The organism is Pseudophaeobacter sp. A-200-2 (genome assembly GCF_041008815.1).
In the GTDB taxonomy this organism is placed as follows: Bacteria; Pseudomonadota; Alphaproteobacteria; order Rhodobacterales; family Rhodobacteraceae; genus Phycobacter; species Phycobacter gallaeciensis_A.
In genome coordinates, this window is the sequence record NZ_JAXGFU010000009.1 from 40,609 (window position 1) to 55,768 (window position 15,160).

General features: G+C 61.3%; 18 protein-coding genes. 12 read left to right on the forward strand and 6 right to left on the reverse strand.

Annotation, left to right across the window (positions count from 1 at the left end; genetic code table 11):
• Positions 1-30 precede the first annotated feature (30 nt).
• Positions 31-969 carry a GlxA family transcriptional regulator gene (locus SM766_RS14305; protein WP_368948205.1) on the reverse strand — a complete coding sequence of 313 codons (939 nt, stop codon included), beginning with the start codon at positions 967-969 and terminating at the stop codon, positions 31-33.
• A gap of 92 nt (positions 970-1,061) precedes the next feature.
• On the opposite strand from SM766_RS14305, the gene SM766_RS14310 reads away from it, so the two are divergent.
• Positions 1,062-1,466 (forward strand): GFA family protein, encoded by a 405-nt coding sequence (locus SM766_RS14310; RefSeq protein ID WP_368948206.1) that lies wholly within the window; start codon positions 1,062-1,064, stop codon positions 1,464-1,466.
• 50 nt (positions 1,467-1,516) lie between these two features.
• On the opposite strand, the gene SM766_RS14315 is transcribed toward SM766_RS14310, so the two are convergent.
• Entirely contained in the window at positions 1,517-2,437 is a 921-nt protein-coding gene (locus tag SM766_RS14315; RefSeq protein WP_368948207.1) for a manganese-dependent inorganic pyrophosphatase, read from the reverse strand.
• A gap of 182 nt (positions 2,438-2,619) precedes the next feature.
• On the reverse strand, positions 2,620-3,603 hold the full coding sequence (locus SM766_RS14320; protein ID WP_368948208.1) for a TraB/GumN family protein: 984 nt from the start codon (positions 3,601-3,603) through the stop codon (positions 2,620-2,622).
• A 116-nt stretch (positions 3,604-3,719) separates the two neighbouring features.
• Between SM766_RS14320 and SM766_RS14325 the strand changes: the two genes are divergently transcribed.
• The 7 genes from SM766_RS14325 to SM766_RS14355 all read left to right on the forward strand — a co-directional run bounded on the left by SM766_RS14325 (position 3,720) and on the right by SM766_RS14355 (position 10,043).
• Entirely contained in the window at positions 3,720-4,385 is a 666-nt protein-coding gene (locus SM766_RS14325; RefSeq protein ID WP_368948353.1) for a DUF2161 domain-containing phosphodiesterase, read from the forward strand.
• Positions 4,386-4,602: 217 nt separating this feature from the next.
• Complete coding sequence (locus SM766_RS14330; RefSeq protein ID WP_065272891.1) at positions 4,603-4,890, forward strand: co-chaperone GroES; 288 nt, start codon at positions 4,603-4,605, stop codon at positions 4,888-4,890.
• 66 nt (positions 4,891-4,956) lie between these two features.
• A complete protein-coding gene (gene groL / locus SM766_RS14335; protein ID WP_065272892.1) occupies positions 4,957-6,606 on the forward strand; it encodes a chaperonin GroEL in 1,650 nt (549 codons plus the stop codon).
• A gap of 190 nt (positions 6,607-6,796) precedes the next feature.
• The gene (locus SM766_RS14340; RefSeq protein WP_274830147.1) at positions 6,797-7,156 is read left to right on the forward strand and encodes a hypothetical protein; all 360 of its coding nucleotides are present in this window, start codon (positions 6,797-6,799) and stop codon (positions 7,154-7,156) included.
• Between the two features lie 36 nt (positions 7,157-7,192).
• Complete coding sequence (locus tag SM766_RS14345; RefSeq protein ID WP_368948209.1) at positions 7,193-8,065, forward strand: DMT family transporter; 873 nt, start codon at positions 7,193-7,195, stop codon at positions 8,063-8,065.
• 39 nt (positions 8,066-8,104) lie between these two features.
• On the forward strand, positions 8,105-8,905 hold the full coding sequence (locus SM766_RS14350; protein WP_368948210.1) for an alpha/beta fold hydrolase: 801 nt from the start codon (positions 8,105-8,107) through the stop codon (positions 8,903-8,905).
• Entirely contained in the window at positions 8,892-10,043 is a 1,152-nt protein-coding gene (locus SM766_RS14355; protein WP_368948354.1) for an alpha-D-ribose 1-methylphosphonate 5-triphosphate diphosphatase, read from the forward strand. Before SM766_RS14350 ends, SM766_RS14355 begins: the two co-directional genes overlap by 14 nt.
• Before the next feature lie 112 nt (positions 10,044-10,155).
• On the opposite strand, the gene SM766_RS14360 is transcribed toward SM766_RS14355, so the two are convergent.
• The 3 genes from SM766_RS14360 to SM766_RS14370 all read right to left on the reverse strand — a co-directional run bounded on the left by SM766_RS14360 (position 10,156) and on the right by SM766_RS14370 (position 12,307).
• Positions 10,156-11,232, reverse strand: coding sequence for a 5-(carboxyamino)imidazole ribonucleotide synthase (locus SM766_RS14360; RefSeq protein ID WP_368948211.1), 1,077 nt, complete (start codon positions 11,230-11,232; stop codon positions 10,156-10,158).
• Positions 11,225-11,725 (reverse strand): 5-(carboxyamino)imidazole ribonucleotide mutase, encoded by a 501-nt coding sequence (gene purE / locus SM766_RS14365; RefSeq protein WP_065273762.1) that lies wholly within the window; start codon positions 11,723-11,725, stop codon positions 11,225-11,227. The genes SM766_RS14360 and purE overlap by 8 nt, the downstream gene beginning before the upstream one ends.
• 357 nt (positions 11,726-12,082) lie before the next feature.
• Positions 12,083-12,307 carry a YdcH family protein gene (locus SM766_RS14370; protein ID WP_065272897.1) on the reverse strand — a complete coding sequence of 75 codons (225 nt, stop codon included), beginning with the start codon at positions 12,305-12,307 and terminating at the stop codon, positions 12,083-12,085.
• Between the two features lie 177 nt (positions 12,308-12,484).
• Between SM766_RS14370 and SM766_RS14375 the strand changes: the two genes are divergently transcribed.
• The 4 genes from SM766_RS14375 (at position 12,485) to SM766_RS14390 (ending at position 15,158) form a co-directional block, all read left to right on the forward strand.
• Positions 12,485-12,898, forward strand: coding sequence for an Hsp20 family protein (locus SM766_RS14375; protein WP_197492324.1), 414 nt, complete (start codon positions 12,485-12,487; stop codon positions 12,896-12,898).
• A gap of 5 nt (positions 12,899-12,903) precedes the next feature.
• The gene (locus tag SM766_RS14380) at positions 12,904-13,128 is read left to right on the forward strand and encodes a DUF1150 family protein (protein ID WP_274830142.1); all 225 of its coding nucleotides are present in this window, start codon (positions 12,904-12,906) and stop codon (positions 13,126-13,128) included.
• A 227-nt stretch (positions 13,129-13,355) separates the two neighbouring features.
• Positions 13,356-14,240, forward strand: a complete 885-nt coding sequence (locus tag SM766_RS14385) for a PhzF family phenazine biosynthesis protein (RefSeq protein ID WP_368948212.1) — start codon at positions 13,356-13,358, stop codon at positions 14,238-14,240.
• Between the two features lie 57 nt (positions 14,241-14,297).
• The gene (locus tag SM766_RS14390; RefSeq protein ID WP_368948213.1) at positions 14,298-15,158 is read left to right on the forward strand and encodes a hypothetical protein; all 861 of its coding nucleotides are present in this window, start codon (positions 14,298-14,300) and stop codon (positions 15,156-15,158) included.
• Positions 15,159-15,160: the final 2 nt, after the last annotated feature.

Genomic DNA, 15,160 nt, shown 5'->3' on the forward strand with positions numbered 1-15,160 from the left:
GGCGCCGCTGGTCAATCTACCGCGCCGTGGTTACGGGTATTGTTCCTCCCGAAAACTGTCGAGGGTCCGACCGGTTCTTTTCCGCATTACGCGGCGTAGCGCGGTTGCATCAGCATAACCCACACGAGCTGCGATCTCATCGGCGGTCAGGCCCCGGGTTCGGAGCAAACGGATTGCTTCCGTGACCCTTAGGATCTGAACAAAGGCTGTCGGGGTCATCGCGGTAACGCGTTGCAGGTGCCGGGAAAAGGTGCGCGGAGACATGCCGCAGGCCGCCGCCAGTTCGGCAATGCTCACCTGTCGCCTGATGTTGCGACGTAAGAAGAGTTCGGCCTGCTGCAGATCGGGAGCTGCGGACAGCAAAGTGCCAACCGAAAGATAAGGCAACTGGCTGGGGCGGCTATCAGCCATCATGAAACGACGACAGTCTTCGGCAACGGCGAAACCGGCAAAGCGTTCGATCAGGTGCAACAACAAGTCGATGTGTGAGAATGCAGCCCCGGCGGTGACCAGTGGGCCATCCTCCACTACAATGTCACGGCTGTTCAATCGGACCCTTGGGTACATGGTCTTCAGCAAAGGGGCCAGCCACCATGTTGTCGTGGCCACCCGACCGTCCAGCAACCCTGCCTGTCCCAAAGCAAAACAGCCCGAACAGGACCCGGCAATGATCGTTCCGGGCGCGGCCAGTTTGACCAGAGCGTCAGTCAGCGTGGCGAATTGGACGGTTTGTGTCGTCTCACGCACCTCGCGTTCGGTCGCAAGACCCATCCCCGGCAGAATCACAAGCTGTGCCGAAGCATCCGGTGCAAGTGCCTGACTCGGAGTGAGTTGCCTGACCGTGAAAAAGGGGGGCTTTCCGTTTATACGGGCAACCCGGTTGGCCGCCTCCAGCATGTCGCCCGAGATCGCGAGACTGGAGCGCTGGCAGGGATCGGGGCAAAGGATGATGGTGTCGATAGTGGGCATTTGTCCATTTTGGCCTGAAAGATGTCAAATGCGACACTATGATGCCGACGTGCCCCTGTCCATCTTGTGGCAAAGCCAGAAGGAGAGACGTGATGAAAATGGAAGGTGGGTGTTTCTGCGGTACGCTACGCTACCAGGTAGAAGGCAGGCCGTTGATGAAGGGGCAATGTCACTGCCGGTCTTGTCAGCACCATTCGGGCGGCGCGCCGAATTTGTTCATGGTGATGCCGAAACAGGGGTTCAGTTACACCCAAGGGACCCCGAGACAGTTCCGGCGTGATGCAGCCGATGCGATGGTGACGCGCGACTTCTGCGAAAGCTGCGGCACGCATGTGGCCAACCACCGCGACGGTCTGGAGGCGGTGATTGTGAAAATCGGAACGCTTGACGATCCGGCACGGTTCGGCGGCCCGAAAGTAGCGCTGTACCTGGCCGAGAAACAGGCATTCCACCACGTTCCCGACGGTGTGCATTGTTTCGATGGATTGGCGAGTTAAGAAAAAAGGCGCCCCAAGGGGCGCCTTTTCATAGGAAAATGTGCTCGAACTCAGACCTTGAGGTTCGGGATGATCTGCTTCTTGCGGCTCATCACGCCGGGCAGAACGACGGTGTCGCCTGTCGCATCGGCGTCAAAGCTTTTCTTGGCGACGGTTTTGACCAGATCGTTCGGCACCAGCAGGGTGGCTTCTTCGTTCAGGATGTCGACAACGAACAGCAGCACCTGATCCACGCCGTCTTCGCTGGCGACGGTGGTCATGCTGTCCATCAGGCTGGCCTTGCGGTCCAGAACGACGCCCGGCGCGGTGGTTTCCAGAACCGAAACGCGGAACTTGGTGCCGTCGACTTCGTATTCCTTGGAGTCCATGCGGATCAGCTCGGCATCGGAGAAGGAGGACACATCGGATTTCGCGGCGAACATCTCGGCTGCGTAGTCGGCAATGTTGATGCCCAGATCAGCGGCCAGTTTTTCGGCGACGGCGCGGTCGTGATCGGTGGTGGTGGGCGAGCGGAACTCCAGCGTGTCGGACAGGATGCAGGTCAGCGCGGCGCCTTTGATGGCTTCGGGCATCTTCGCCATGTCATCGCCGATCAGGTCGTGCATGATTGTTGCGGTGCAGGCCAGCGGACGGATGGTGATGTCGATCGGGCCTTTGGTTTCCAGACCGCCAACCAATTTGTGGTGATCGATGATGGCCTGAACGTCGGCGCCGTTGATGTTGGCGGGCAGTTCGGCCGGGTTGTTGGTGTCCACGATGACAACGGCCTGATCGTCGGCCACATCCGCCATGATCTCGGGCTTCTCGAGGCCCCAGCGCTGCAGCATGAAGGCGGCTTCGGTGTTGGGTTCACCCAGCAGTTTGGGCGCGGCGTCGATGCCTTTGATCTCGTTCAGGTACCAGGCCCAGACGATGGGGGAGCCGGTGGAATCGGTGTCGGGAGACTTGTGGCCGAAAACAAGCGTGGTCATGATGCAGTCCTATACATAGCGGGCGATTTTGCGCGCCTTATAACAGGGCAGGGAGGTTTGTCACCCCGCCAGCGTTGCAGCTGTTGCGGGGCGGCCATGCAGGAGGCGCCGGGGACACGGTTTTGGGCGAAAGGTCGCACAGGAACCCGTATCACCTGAATGCAGGGTACGCCAGTCAGGTGTCAGAACGCGGCGCGTTGCAGATGATATCCCTGTTTGGCCAGAAGGTTCAGCACGCCATCGGGTCCCGGAAGATGCAGCGCCCCGACGGCAACGACGATGCGGTCGCCATCGGCAGCCTCGATCACCGGGACCCAGTTGTGGTTGCGCTCGCGGATCAGGAGATGCATCGCCTCGGCCCAGAGAGCCTCGGCCTCGGCGGCGGGCAGCTTGGTGTCGGCTTTAAAACGCTGCTTGGCCAAGGCGAGATAGAAACGAGCCTCTTCGTCGAAATAGCTTTCCGCCATGGTATGGTAATCATCGGGGCTGCCGTTTCCGTACATCGATAATGTGGCGCGCATCTGCCGGACCTGTTCGTCCAGCGGGTGCAGGTTCAGCGTTTCGATCACCGTCAGCGGGTCTTCGAGTGATGCCGTCGCAACACCGTTTTCATGCGCCAGCATCTCCAGACGCCGGTCCATGCCGTCTTTGATTTGCTCCTTCTGTTTGAGGCACGGCGGCAGGGAAAGCGACAGTGACAGAAACCAGGGGCGCATCTTGGCGGCCATCCAGGGCGGAATGCCACGCGCCGCGCTGCGTTCAGAGAGCAGCGCCCAGTCCTCTTCTCCCATGCGGTCGATCAGGGAGGGGCCTTCGGTGATCAGATACAGGGATGGGGTTTTCCCCATCTGTTCCTGCATGGCGGTCTGATCTGCGCTCGTCGCTTCAAGCATTAGCGTGTCGGCGCTGGTGATCAGTGGTGTCAGATCTTTGGTGATCTTCTCCATGCGGGGATCATTGAGATGCATCGTGCCAATCACATGCACCCGGCGGGTGCCTTTGGTCGCAATCCAGTGGTTGCCTTCCTTGAAGGGCACATCGGCGAGGTCGGCCTGGATCTGTTCGCGCTCGGCCGGGCTCAGCGTCAGGCGAAGGTCGTTGCCGCCGCAGGCCGCAAACACCCCACCGGGCAGCAGGCAGAGAAAAAGAAGGAGGAAGGCGCGCATGGTATGTCCTTTTGTCTGTGGCCCTCATGCTATGGGCGGGCGGCACGCACGACAAGCAGGACGCGATCTGGCTTGATGTGGTTTTTCTCGCGGTCATTGCTGGTTATGCTGCGGGCATGGAAAAAGAAGAACAGCTGTATCCCCCCATCAAGGCGCTGCTGGAACGGCAGGGCTATGAGGTGAAGGGAGAGGTCGGTGCCGCCGATGTGGTGGCGCGGCGCGGGGATGAGGATCCGGTGATCGTCGAGCTGAAGCTGCGGTTTTCCCTGTCGCTGTTCCATCAGGCCGTGTCCCGGCAGGCCGTGACAGATCTGGTCTATATCGCGGTGCCAAAACCAAAGGGTAAACAGGCGCGGCGGATGCTGAAGGACAACCTGTCCTTATGTCGGCGTCTTGGCCTTGGATTGATCACTGTTTTGGCTGATGGCCGGGCCGAAGTGCAATGCGATCCCGGCCCCTATGCACCGCGCAAATCCAAGGTCCGCAAACAGCGCCTGCTGCGGGAGTTCGACCGGCTGCGCGGGGATCCGAATTCCGGTGGCGCCACCCGCCACGGAATCGTCACCGCCTATCGGCAGGATGCCCTGGTCTGTGCCGCGCATCTGGCGCAGCACGGTGCCTGCAAGGGGGCTGAGGTAGCGCATACAACCGGCGTTGGGCGGGCCACGACGCTGATGCGGGACAATCATTATGGCTGGTTCACCAAGGTCGAGAAGGGCATCTACGAGCTTAGTGAACAGGGGCGCAGCGGGTTAGCAGACTGGGATCACAGCCTTTCTTGAACAGGTCCGCAGGGCTGCTTCAGATTGCTGCGTTGCGGCAGTCTGATTTTCCACGCCGGATGGGTCAATTTTCTTGCATCAAACCTGTTGACTCGGCGCAGGCCGCTGCCTAGCTATTGCTCCGTTAGCACTCACCCGGTGTGAGTGATAACGCCTCTGCGGGGAGCAGGGGCAGACCAGATACAACAACCTTTGAGCCTATTAAGGAGCTGCAAAGATGGCATTGAAACCGCTTCATGACCGTGTGCTGGTGCGCCGCACCGAAAGCGAAGAGAAAACCGCTGGCGGGCTGATCATCCCCGATAGCGCCAAGGAAAAGCCGTCCGAAGGCGTTGTTGTCGCCACCGGCGAAGGCGCCCGCAAGGACAGCGGTGAGCTGATCGCAATGGCCGTCAAAGCCGGCGACAACATCCTGTTCGGCAAGTGGTCCGGCACAGAAGTTACCGTCGACGGCGAAGAGCTGCTGATGATGAAAGAAAGCGACATCATGGGCATCATCGAGTAAGCCCACCGGCTTCTCTGATCCCCCTTTATCGCTGACAACTACAGATTTTCTCGAGGAGAAACAGATATGGCTGCTAAGGACGTCAAATTCGACACCGATGCCCGCAACAAGATGCTGAACGGCGTGAACGTTCTCGCTGATGCTGTCAAAGTGACCCTGGGCCCCAAAGGCCGCAACGTGGTTCTGGACAAATCCTTTGGCGCACCGCGCATCACCAAAGACGGTGTTTCGGTTGCCAAGGAAATCGAACTGGAAGACAAGTTCGAAAACATGGGCGCCCAGATGGTGAAGGAAGTTGCTTCCCGCACCAACGACGAAGCCGGTGACGGCACCACCACCGCAACCGTCCTGGCCCAGGCGATCGTGCGCGAAGGCCTGAAGCAGGTTGCTGCTGGTCTGAACCCGATGGACCTGAAGCGCGGCATCGACATGGCAACCGCCAAAGTCGTTGAAGGTATCAAAGAAATGGCTCGCCCGGTGAACGACTCCGCTGAAGTCGCTCAGGTTGGCACCATCTCCGCGAACGGCGAAGCCGAAATCGGCCAGCAGATCGCAGACGCGATGCAGAAAGTCGGCAACGAAGGCGTCATCACCGTCGAAGAAAACAAAGGCATGGAAACCGAGACCGACGTGGTCGAAGGCATGCAGTTCGACCGTGGCTACCTGTCGCCCTACTTTGTCACCAACCCGGACAAGATGATCGCAGATCTCGACGACTGCATGATCCTGCTGCACGAGAAGAAACTCTCCTCCCTGCAGCCGATGGTTCCGCTGCTGGAGCAGGTCATCCAATCGCAGAAACCGCTGCTGATCATCGCGGAAGACGTCGAAGGCGAAGCGCTGGCAACTCTGGTTGTCAACAAACTGCGCGGCGGCCTGAAAATTGCAGCTGTCAAGGCACCGGGCTTCGGCGACCGCCGCAAGGCTATGCTGCAGGACATCGCGATCCTGACCGGTGGTCAGGTCATCTCCGAAGATCTGGGCATGAAGCTCGAGTCCGTGACCATGGACATGCTGGGCACCGCCAAGAAAGTCGAGATCACCAAAGACGAGACCACCATCGTTGACGGTGCAGGCGAGAAGGCCGAGATCGAAGCACGCGTTGCTCAGATCCGCACCCAGATCGAAGAAACCACCTCGGACTACGACCGTGAGAAGCTGCAAGAGCGCGTTGCCAAACTGGCAGGCGGTGTTGCTGTGATCCGCGTCGGCGGCATGACCGAAGTCGAAGTGAAAGAGCGCAAAGACCGTGTGGATGATGCTCTGAACGCGACCCGCGCAGCCGTGCAGGAAGGCGTGATCGTCGGTGGCGGTGTTGCTCTGGTTCAGGCCGGCAAGGCACTGGAAGGTCTGGAAGGTGCAAACTCCGACCAGAACGCCGGTATCGTGATCGTGCGCAAGGCTATCGAAGCGCCGCTGCGCCAGATCGCCGAGAACGCAGGTGTCGACGGTGCGGTTGTGGCCGGTAAGGTCCGCGAAAGCTCCGACAAGAACTTCGGCTTCAACGCTCAGACCGAAGAATATGGCGACATGTTCTCCTTCGGCGTGATCGACCCGGCCAAAGTGACCCGTACCGCGCTGGAAGACGCAGCCTCGATCGCAGGCCTGCTGATCACCACCGAAGCCATGGTTGCTGACAAGCCGTCGAAAGATGGCGCAGCTGGCGGCGGCATGCCCGACATGGGCGGCATGGGCGGCATGGGCGGCATGATGTAAGTCACGCCATCCAACCGGATGATTTGGGGGTCGCCTTCGGGCGGCCCCTTTTTCTTTTTTTGGGGGGAGCGAGTGTGCCTCCTTGCCTGTTTTTCGCTCCAGACCTGCGCCAATACCGAAGTATTTTGATTTTCTTCGAAGTTGTCCCGTACGCTGAACCCGTTCAAAAAATTGTGCACTGGGGGACGTGATGAAGGGATTGGCACTGCTGGCGGTTGTTGCTGCCACTTTTGGAGCTGTCGAGGCAGCAAAGGCGGACAGTCTGAAATGGACGATCCGCAGCGATTATCCGCATATCGTAAGTCTGGAATTCTACAGTCAGGACTATCGCCGTGCCTGGCCCGGAGACGGTCAGGTCTATATCGTCGACGACTACGATGTCCGCGAATATAGCCTCAGCTGTGAGACCGGCGAGACGATCTGCTATGGCGCCTGGGTGCGCGGCGACAGCAACAAGTATTGGGGCGTTGGTCTCAACAATTCACAAAGGTGCAATGACTGTTGCTACACCTGCGGATACGGTGATACCGACCTGCGTATTCTGAACTGATAGGCGGGTCTTTCCGGCCTGAAACGGAGGCCGGTGATGAAACTCGTTGTTCTGGTTCTGCTCGTCCTGATTGCCTTTGCGGCGAATTCGGTTCTGGGCCGCATGGCCATCGGCTGGGGCTATATGGATGCGATGGGCTTTGGCCTGCTGCGCCTGGCTTCTGGCGCCGTTGCCCTGGTGCTTCTGGTCGCGCTGCAAGCGGCCCGGTCACGAAGCAAGGGGGCGGCGGAGACGCCGGTCGCAGCATGGAAAGACGCCCTGCTGGGCGGGGCGGCTCTGACCCTCTATATGATTGGATTTTGTCTCGCTTATCAGGGGCTTGATGCTGGTCTTGGCGCGCTGGTCCTGTTTGGCGTGGTGCAGATTTCCATGTTCGGCTGGGGCGCGCTGCGTGGCAGTCGGACAACGGCTGGTCAGGTATTGGGGGCCTTGGTGGCGTTTGCGGGTCTCGCCTATGTGGTCTGGCCCAGTGGCCCGGTGCAGGTGCCGCCGGGGGCTGCTGCGCTGATGACGCTCAGCGGTCTGGGCTGGGCGGCCTATACCCTGCTTGGGCGCGGCGCGGGCGATCCTTTGCGGGCCAGCGCGATGAATTTTGTGGTCGCTACCGTGCTGATGCTGCCCTTTGCCCTGTTTGCGGCGGCATCGCTGCATGCCTCTTCCGAAGGTGTCCTGCTGGCGGTGATATCCGGCGCTGTCACCTCGGGGATGGGCTATGCGCTTTGGTACCGCGTTTTGCCCGAATTGCAGCCTGCGGTCGCTGCGACGATCCAGCTGAGCGTCCCGATCATTGCCATTCTGGGAGGCTTTGTCTTTCTGGCTGAACCCGTGGGGCTGCGGCTGGCGCTGGGAACCTGTGCTGTCCTTGGCGGGATCGCCTTGGTGATCTGGAGCGCGCCGCGTGCGCGATAGGGGCTTTTCGCTGGCGCGGTGCATGTCTATCTGATCTGCATGAAACGTCTTCTGTCCCCTGTTCTTGCAGCGCTGTCCCTGTTGCTGCCTCTGCCCGCTCTGGCGGATTGCGCCATCCTGCTGCACGGGCTGGCTCGCACGGAATCGTCCTTCTCGGTGATGGAACAGGTTCTGGAGGGGCGCGGCATCACCGTGCAGAGCCCGGGCTATCCTTCGACCGAGGAACCTGTGGCCGTGCTGGCCGAACAGACGCTGCCTGATGCCTTTGCGGCCTGCGGCGATCAGCGGGTGCATCTGATTACCCATTCGATGGGCGGCATTCTGGTGCGACAATGGCTGCAGGACAACCGACCGGAAAATCTGGGCCGCGTTGTCATGCTAGCGCCTCCGAACCATGGTAGCGAACTGGTGGACGAACTGGGCGACTGGGAGGTGTTTGGCCTGCTGCACGGACCGGCGGGTTTGCAGCTGGGCACCGGGCCGGAGAGCCTGCCGAACCGGCTGCCGCCTGCGGATTTCCCCTTGGGGATTATAGCGGGGAACCGCTCGCTCAATCCGGTGTGGTCCAGTCTCATTCCCGGTCAGGACGATGGCAAGGTTTCGGTTCAAAGCACCCGGCTCGAAGGGATGGCCGATCACATCGTGCTCCCGGTCACCCATACATTCATGATGAACAATCCGCTGGTCATCGCCCAGGCGCTACATTTTCTGGAGCATGGCCGGTTCGATCCCGAGATCACCTGGCTTGATGCGGTGCTTGGCCTGCCCGACGGCCTGTGCGATGAGGGCGCGTGTACCGACAAGGCGGCAAAGGAGCCGGGGGGAGCTGATGACACTTGAACTGACGCTGCAGGGCGCCGATGTGCTGCTGCCTGAGGGGCTGGTGCCGAGCGCGGAACTCTCACTCGGGGAGGGGGCAATCGTCGCGGATCGCGCCGGTCGCGCGGTGGATCTGTCTGGCTATCTGGTACTGCCGGGCATCATCGACCTGCACGGCGACGGGTTCGAACGCCATCTCGCCCCCCGGCGCGGCGCGATGAAGCAGATGGACGAGGGCGTGATCGCTGCCGAGGCAGAATTGGCTGCCAACGGTATCACCACGGCGGTTCTGGCGCAGTTCCACAGCTGGGAAGGCGGGCTGCGCGCGCCGGACTATGCCGACCAGGTCTTTGCTGCGATCACTGCTGTGCGGGACCGGGTAGTGACGGATATCCTACCACAGCTGCGGTTCGAGACTCATATGCTGGATGACTACGCGGGCCTGCCTCAGCGTATTGCGGCGGCCGGAGTGGGCTATGTCGTTTTCAATGATCACCTGCCGCATGACCGGCTGGCAGCGGGAAAGAAGCCGCCCCGGCTTGTGGGGCAGGCGCTGAAGGCGGGACGCAACCCGGAGGTCCACTGGCAGATGCTGCAGGATATGCACGCCAGATCGGATGAGGTGCCTGCTGCCCTAGATGCAATCTGCGCCGAACTTGGCACTATGGGCGTGCGTCTTGGAAGCCATGATGACCAAAACGCGGCCATGCGGACCGAATGGCGGGATCGCGGTGTGCGGATCAGCGAATTTCCGGAAACATTGGAAGCGGCAGAGGCGGCCCGGGCCGGGGGCGATCATATCATTCTGGGCTCCCCAAACGTGGTGCGGGGCGGCTCGCATAAGGGCAACGTGTCTGCGGTTGAGCTGATCGCCATGGGGCTCTGTGATGCGATCGCCTCGGACTATCATTATCCCAGCCCGCGCCGCGCTGCGCTGATGCTGGCCCGTAGCGGGCTGCTGGATCTGGTTGGTGCCTGGGATCTGGTGTCAAAGGGCCCTGCCGAAGTTCTGGGGCTGGAGGATCGCGGAGAGTTGGCGCCAGGCAAACGCGCCGATGTGGTGGTCCTTGAGAAAGACAACCAGCGGGTTGCGGCCACCCTGTCGGGCGGGCGCGTCAGCTATATGAGCGGCGAGATCGCAGCGCGATTTCTGGGCTAACCCTTATCCGGGCAAGGGGGAGCGCAGCCTCTCACGCCCGGCTGGCGGGCCCTCGATGCTGCGCCCGAAACCCGCCATTGGCGAATTTCGGATGCGTGCGGCTGGCGAAGTGTTATTTCTGCGCGCGGATGACCCGGTTGATATGGCCCATCTTGCGCCCGGGTTTGGCGTCGGCCTTGCCATAGAGATGCAAGGCGCAATCGCGCTCCCGCGCCAGATCGGGGATACGGGTAACGTCGTCGCCAATCAGGTTCTCCATCACCACATCGCTGTGCCGCTGACCGTCGCCCAGCGGCCAGCCGACCACTGCACGGATGTGCTGTTCGAACTGATCCACCGCGCAGCCGTTCTGGGTCCAGTGACCGGAGTTGTGGACGCGCGGCGCGATCTCGTTGACCACCAGCCCTTTGGGGGTGACGAAGAGCTCGACCCCCATGACGCCGACATAATCGAGCGCGTTCAGGATCTTCGCCGCCATCAGCACCGCATCCATGCGTTGGCTCTGGCTGAGGCGGGCAGGCACGGTAGTGGTGTGCAGGATGCCGTCGCGGTGCACGTTCTCGCCGGGATCGAAACAGGCGACCTCGCCGCTAGGGCTGCGCGCGGCAATCACCGAGGCTTCATGTGTGAAATTGACAAACCCTTCGAGAATGGCAGGCGCACCGGCGAGCGAGGCCAGCGCGGGGGCGGCGTCCTCGGCGGCCATGATCCGCGCCTGCCCCTTGCCATCATAGCCAAAGCGCCGCGTCTTCAGGATTGCAGGCGCGCCGATCTCTGCCAGCGCCGCATCCAGTGCGACCTGATCTGGGATGTCGGCAAAGGGGGCGGTTTGCAGGCCTAGATCCTGCAGGAAGGCCTTTTCCGTCAGCCGATCCTGCGACACACGCAGGGCTTCGCGCCCCGGGCGGATCGGGCGGTGCTGCTCCAGCACATCCAGCGCCGCAGTGGGGATGTTTTCGAACTCATAAGTGATCACATCCACCGAGGCGGCAAAGGCGGCCAGCGCGGCCTCATCCTCATAAGGTGCGGTTGTGACCTTGTGGGCTACATCGCCTGCGGGCGGGTTGGCGCCGGGTTCAAAAATATGCGTCTTGAAGCCAAGGCGGGAGGCCGCAACTGACAGCATGCGCCCCAGCTGACCCCCGCCGAGAATTCCGATTGTTGCGCCGGGCTGCAAAGGATCAGTCATCGACGGGTTCCTCCGGGATCGAGGCAGAAAGGGCTGCGCGCCAGTCGTCCAGACGGGTGGCAAGCGCGGGATCCTGCAGGGCGAGGATGCCAGCGGCCATCAACCCGGCATTGGCCGCACCAGCGGCGCCGATGGCCATGGTGGCAACCGGAAAGCCCTTGGGCATCTGCACGATGGAATAAAGCGAATCCACGCCCGACAGCGCCCGCGTCTGCACCGGGACGCCCACCACCGGAACGCGGGTTTTCGATGCGACCATGCCGGGTAGATGTGCCGCGCCGCCAGCGCCTGCGATGATGACCTGCAAACCGCGCTCTGCCGCGCTCTTGCCATAGGTCCAGAGCCGGTCAGGGGTGCGGTGCGCCGACACGATTTTTGCCTCGTAGGGCACGCCCAGTTCATCCAGAATCGTGGCGGCCTCTTTCAGGGTGGGCCAGTCTGACTGGCTGCCCATGATGATGCCCACTTTGATGTCAGCGGTGGTTTCAGGCATGTGATCCGGTCCTGTCATGCCGCAGGCCTGCATTGGACCTGCTGGGGTGGAAGGAGCGCGCACTATAGTCGAAGACGCGCATGGTGCAATGCGGCAATGCGGGCAAAATAAGGCTGTGTCGGCACGGAAACGCCCGGGGGCCCAGGCTACCGATTTGCGTGACCACAGCGCGCCCATGCGCGCTGCCGGGCCCAAGGGTTTTGCCTGCGGCAGCATGGCTGCCAACCTGCAAAAGGCGCGGGAGGATTTGGGTGGCTTGAACTGGATTGATCGGCGGGCGCACTTTGACGCCAGAAGCAAGAGGCGGGTCGGCTGGAAGAGGTCGGCGACCGGGCGTCTGTCAGCCCGCCAAGGCGATCAGGCGATGATGTCCGGTGTCAGCCGATCTTCGATCAGGGCGATCTTGTCTTTGAGGCCCAGTTTCTGCTTTTTCAGCCGCCGGATGGTCAGCTGATCTGCGGTGCCGCGTTCCTGCAGGGCGGTAATCGCCTCGTCCAGATCCCGGTGCTGCCTGCGGAACACCTCAAGCTCAACCTTGAGGACGTCGTCGGTCTTCATCGAGATATCGGTAGGGGCGTTCATTGGCGACTCGGAGGCTGGTGAAAGATGCGGGGTTCAAGATACTTCGTTAACGGCTTTTCGGCTAGGCCTATGCGTCCACGCTCTTGAGTAATCAAAAGAACTTACCATATTCTGTAAGAGCGGTCGCCTGTTGGGGCCGCAAGACTATCCGTCGCTTTCGAACAAAGGACGTAACACGTGTCGAAACTTACCTTGGGCTCTTACCCGCATATGCTGGGGTTTGAGCAGCTTGAACGCCTTCTGGAACGCTCGGCCAAATCCGGCAACGAGGGGTATCCCCCTTATAATATCGAGCAGACCTCGGATCATTCCTATCGCATTACCCTGGCCGTGGCCGGGTTTGCCGAAGAGGATCTTTCCATCACCGTCGAGGACCGCCAGTTGGTCATCCGTGGCCGTCAGCGCGACGACAGCGATGGCCGCGTCTTCCTGCACCGGGGCATCGCCGCGCGTCAGTTCCAGCGCATGTTCGTGCTGGCCGACGGGGTCGAAGTGGGCGAGGCGCTGATGGAGAATGGTCTGCTGCACGTGGACCTGACCCGTGCCCGCCCGGAAACCGTGGTTCAGACCATCAATATTCGAAAGGGGTAAGAGACATGCATACACCATTTGATTTCAACGAAACCGGCAAGCGGATCGTCTACGTCAAGGCGGTTGATGTTGCGGACCTGCCCGAGGATGTGCAGGCCGGTGCCAAGGGACACAAGCAGCTTTACGCGGTGCACGACGCCGAAGGCGAACAGCTGGCGCTGGTGGCAGACCGCCGCATGGCCTTTGTTCTGGCGCGCCAGAATGACCTGTCGCCGGTGACGGTGCACTGAACAACTCCTTCAGGGGCGCGAATGCGCCCCCCCGGATTGCCCCGCTGTGGCGGGGCAGTCGTGCCTTTGGATAGCTTCCAGAAACCTCCCGCGAGAGAGCGGGAGAATAACGGTCCAAAACGGCTGTTGAGCCGCAAGTCGTGTCCCCAACGGGCTTTCGCGGCTGGATCATTGCTCTCTGCGCCGGTAACGTCCCGGTAAAACAGCGGTTTGGGGCATCTGATATCATGACATCGTTTTCTTTTGACTGGGTGGATGCGTTTTCGGATCGCCCCTTTGGCGGCAATGGCTGCGCGGTCGTGCATGAGGGGGCCAGCCTGCCGGTGGAGGTCTGCACCGCCTTCGTGCGGGAGACTGCCCTGGTCGAATGCACTTTTACCGGGCCGTCGCAGGTGGCGGATTTCAAAGTGCGCTATTTCCTGGCCAGCCGCGAAATCCCCTTTGCCGGCCATCCTACCATCGCCACCGTTGCCGCGCTCAAGGATCGCGGGCTGATCAACGGCACCTCGGTGACGCTGGAAACCGGCGCGGGAAGTGTTCCGGTGCAGATCGAGGGCGACCTGATCGAGATGACGCAGGTGGCGCCAGAGTTCGGCCCGCAGCCGGATCCGGCCCTGGTTGCGGCAGCAGTGTCCCTGCCGCCCGAAGCCATTATCGGTGAGCCGCAGAAAGTGTCGACCGGCTTGCCCTTTTGCGTCACCGTGCTGAAGGACCGCGCCGCGCTAGAGGCAGCAAGGCTGGATCTTGATGCCCTTGCCCGGCTGACGGCACAGCTCGGCGCTGACGGGATCGACATGATGGAGCCTTTTCTGGTGACGCTGGATGGCGCCACAGAGGCGGGGGATACCTTTTCCCGCCTGCTGATGGCGCCGCCGAGCCCACCGGAGGATCCCTTTACTGGCTCAGCAACCGGCGCGATGGCGGCCTATCTGTGGAAGCACGGGCTGATGCCTAAGGACAGCTTCGTGGCTGAACAGGGGCACGGGCTGGGGCGGCCGGGGCAGGCGCGTGTGACCCGCGTGGGACCGGCAGAGGCGCTGACGGGGGTAAAAGTTGCCGGAGAGGGATTTGTTCTGATGCGGGGAGAGGTCGATCTTCCGCTGCATTTGTAAATGGGAGCATGTGATTGAGTTCTGAGTTCTCTTGCCTCCCATGCTGGAGCGGTTGCCATGACTGAGCCTGCGATTGCTATCCTGCCTTACGGCCAGAAACTTGATCGGGGGCTGCCGCAGATGCCGCTGGCGCAGTTGCACTGGCCACTGGGCTGCCCCGACCGGCTGCAGGGCGGCAGCGTTGGCGATCTGACCGCGGCGGATCATTTGATCGTCTTTGCCAAGACGGCGATGCATTTTCAGCTAAACTGGTATTGCCGCGCGCAGCTGTCGCTGATGGTGATGGAGCCGAAGATCATGTCGGCGTCCCACCACCGTCTGCTGCGGCTCAGCCATCGGCGGTTCTTCCGCGTTTTTACCTATGATCCGGATCTTCTCGCGCGATTGCCCAACGGGCTGTTCCTGCCCTTTGGAACCACCTGGGTGCCGGAATGGCAGGATCTGGATCTTGAAAAGACCTTAGATCTGTCGTTGATCGCCTCGGCCAAACGCGACCATCCCGGGCACAAGTTGCGGCATCAACTGGTTGAATACCTGCAGAAAAACGTGCCCGATGCGCGCATTTTGGGCCGTGGTTACGCGCCTTTCGAGCATAAATCAGAGGGTCTTGCCCCCTTCCGCTATTCGGTGGTTATCGAAAATGTGCAGGAGCCGAATTGCTTCACCGAGAAATTGATCGATGCGATCCTCTGCGAGACTGTGCCGATCTACTGGGGCTGTCCGAATATTGGGGATTTCTTCGACACTGAGGGCATGATCCTCTGCAATGATCTGGCGGATATGGAGCGGGCGGTCCGCAGTATCAGTGCGGAGGATTATACCCGGCGTCTGCCTGCCCTGCGCGCCGCCAAACCTGCGGCGGCGCATTATGGCGATCTGTTCCTCCGCGCGGCCGAGGCATTGCGCGACAGCCTCTAAGG

What these genes read in the sequence shown, in the direction of transcription:
- SM766_RS14305 (WP_368948205.1), bottom strand. Translation starts at nt 969, where the DNA reads ATGCCCACTATCGACACCATCATCCTTTGCCCCGATCCCTGCCAGCGC.
- SM766_RS14310 (WP_368948206.1), top strand. Translation starts at nt 1,062, where the DNA reads ATGAAAATGGAAGGTGGGTGTTTCTGCGGTACGCTACGCTACCAGGTA.
- SM766_RS14315 (WP_368948207.1), bottom strand. Translation starts at nt 2,437, where the DNA reads ATGACCACGCTTGTTTTCGGCCACAAGTCTCCCGACACCGATTCCACC.
- SM766_RS14320 (WP_368948208.1), bottom strand. Translation starts at nt 3,603, where the DNA reads ATGCGCGCCTTCCTCCTTCTTTTTCTCTGCCTGCTGCCCGGTGGGGTG.
- SM766_RS14325 (WP_368948353.1), top strand. Translation starts at nt 3,720, where the DNA reads ATGGAAAAAGAAGAACAGCTGTATCCCCCCATCAAGGCGCTGCTGGAA.
- SM766_RS14330 (WP_065272891.1), top strand. Translation starts at nt 4,603, where the DNA reads ATGGCATTGAAACCGCTTCATGACCGTGTGCTGGTGCGCCGCACCGAA.
- groL (WP_065272892.1), top strand. Translation starts at nt 4,957, where the DNA reads ATGGCTGCTAAGGACGTCAAATTCGACACCGATGCCCGCAACAAGATG.
- SM766_RS14340 (WP_274830147.1), top strand. Translation starts at nt 6,797, where the DNA reads ATGAAGGGATTGGCACTGCTGGCGGTTGTTGCTGCCACTTTTGGAGCT.
- SM766_RS14345 (WP_368948209.1), top strand. Translation starts at nt 7,193, where the DNA reads ATGAAACTCGTTGTTCTGGTTCTGCTCGTCCTGATTGCCTTTGCGGCG.
- SM766_RS14350 (WP_368948210.1), top strand. Translation starts at nt 8,105, where the DNA reads ATGAAACGTCTTCTGTCCCCTGTTCTTGCAGCGCTGTCCCTGTTGCTG.
- SM766_RS14360 (WP_368948211.1), bottom strand. Translation starts at nt 11,232, where the DNA reads ATGACTGATCCTTTGCAGCCCGGCGCAACAATCGGAATTCTCGGCGGG.
- purE (WP_065273762.1), bottom strand. Translation starts at nt 11,725, where the DNA reads ATGCCTGAAACCACCGCTGACATCAAAGTGGGCATCATCATGGGCAGC.
- SM766_RS14370 (WP_065272897.1), bottom strand. Translation starts at nt 12,307, where the DNA reads ATGAACGCCCCTACCGATATCTCGATGAAGACCGACGACGTCCTCAAG.
- SM766_RS14380 (WP_274830142.1), top strand. Translation starts at nt 12,904, where the DNA reads ATGCATACACCATTTGATTTCAACGAAACCGGCAAGCGGATCGTCTAC.
- SM766_RS14385 (WP_368948212.1), top strand. Translation starts at nt 13,356, where the DNA reads ATGACATCGTTTTCTTTTGACTGGGTGGATGCGTTTTCGGATCGCCCC.
- SM766_RS14390 (WP_368948213.1), top strand. Translation starts at nt 14,298, where the DNA reads ATGACTGAGCCTGCGATTGCTATCCTGCCTTACGGCCAGAAACTTGAT.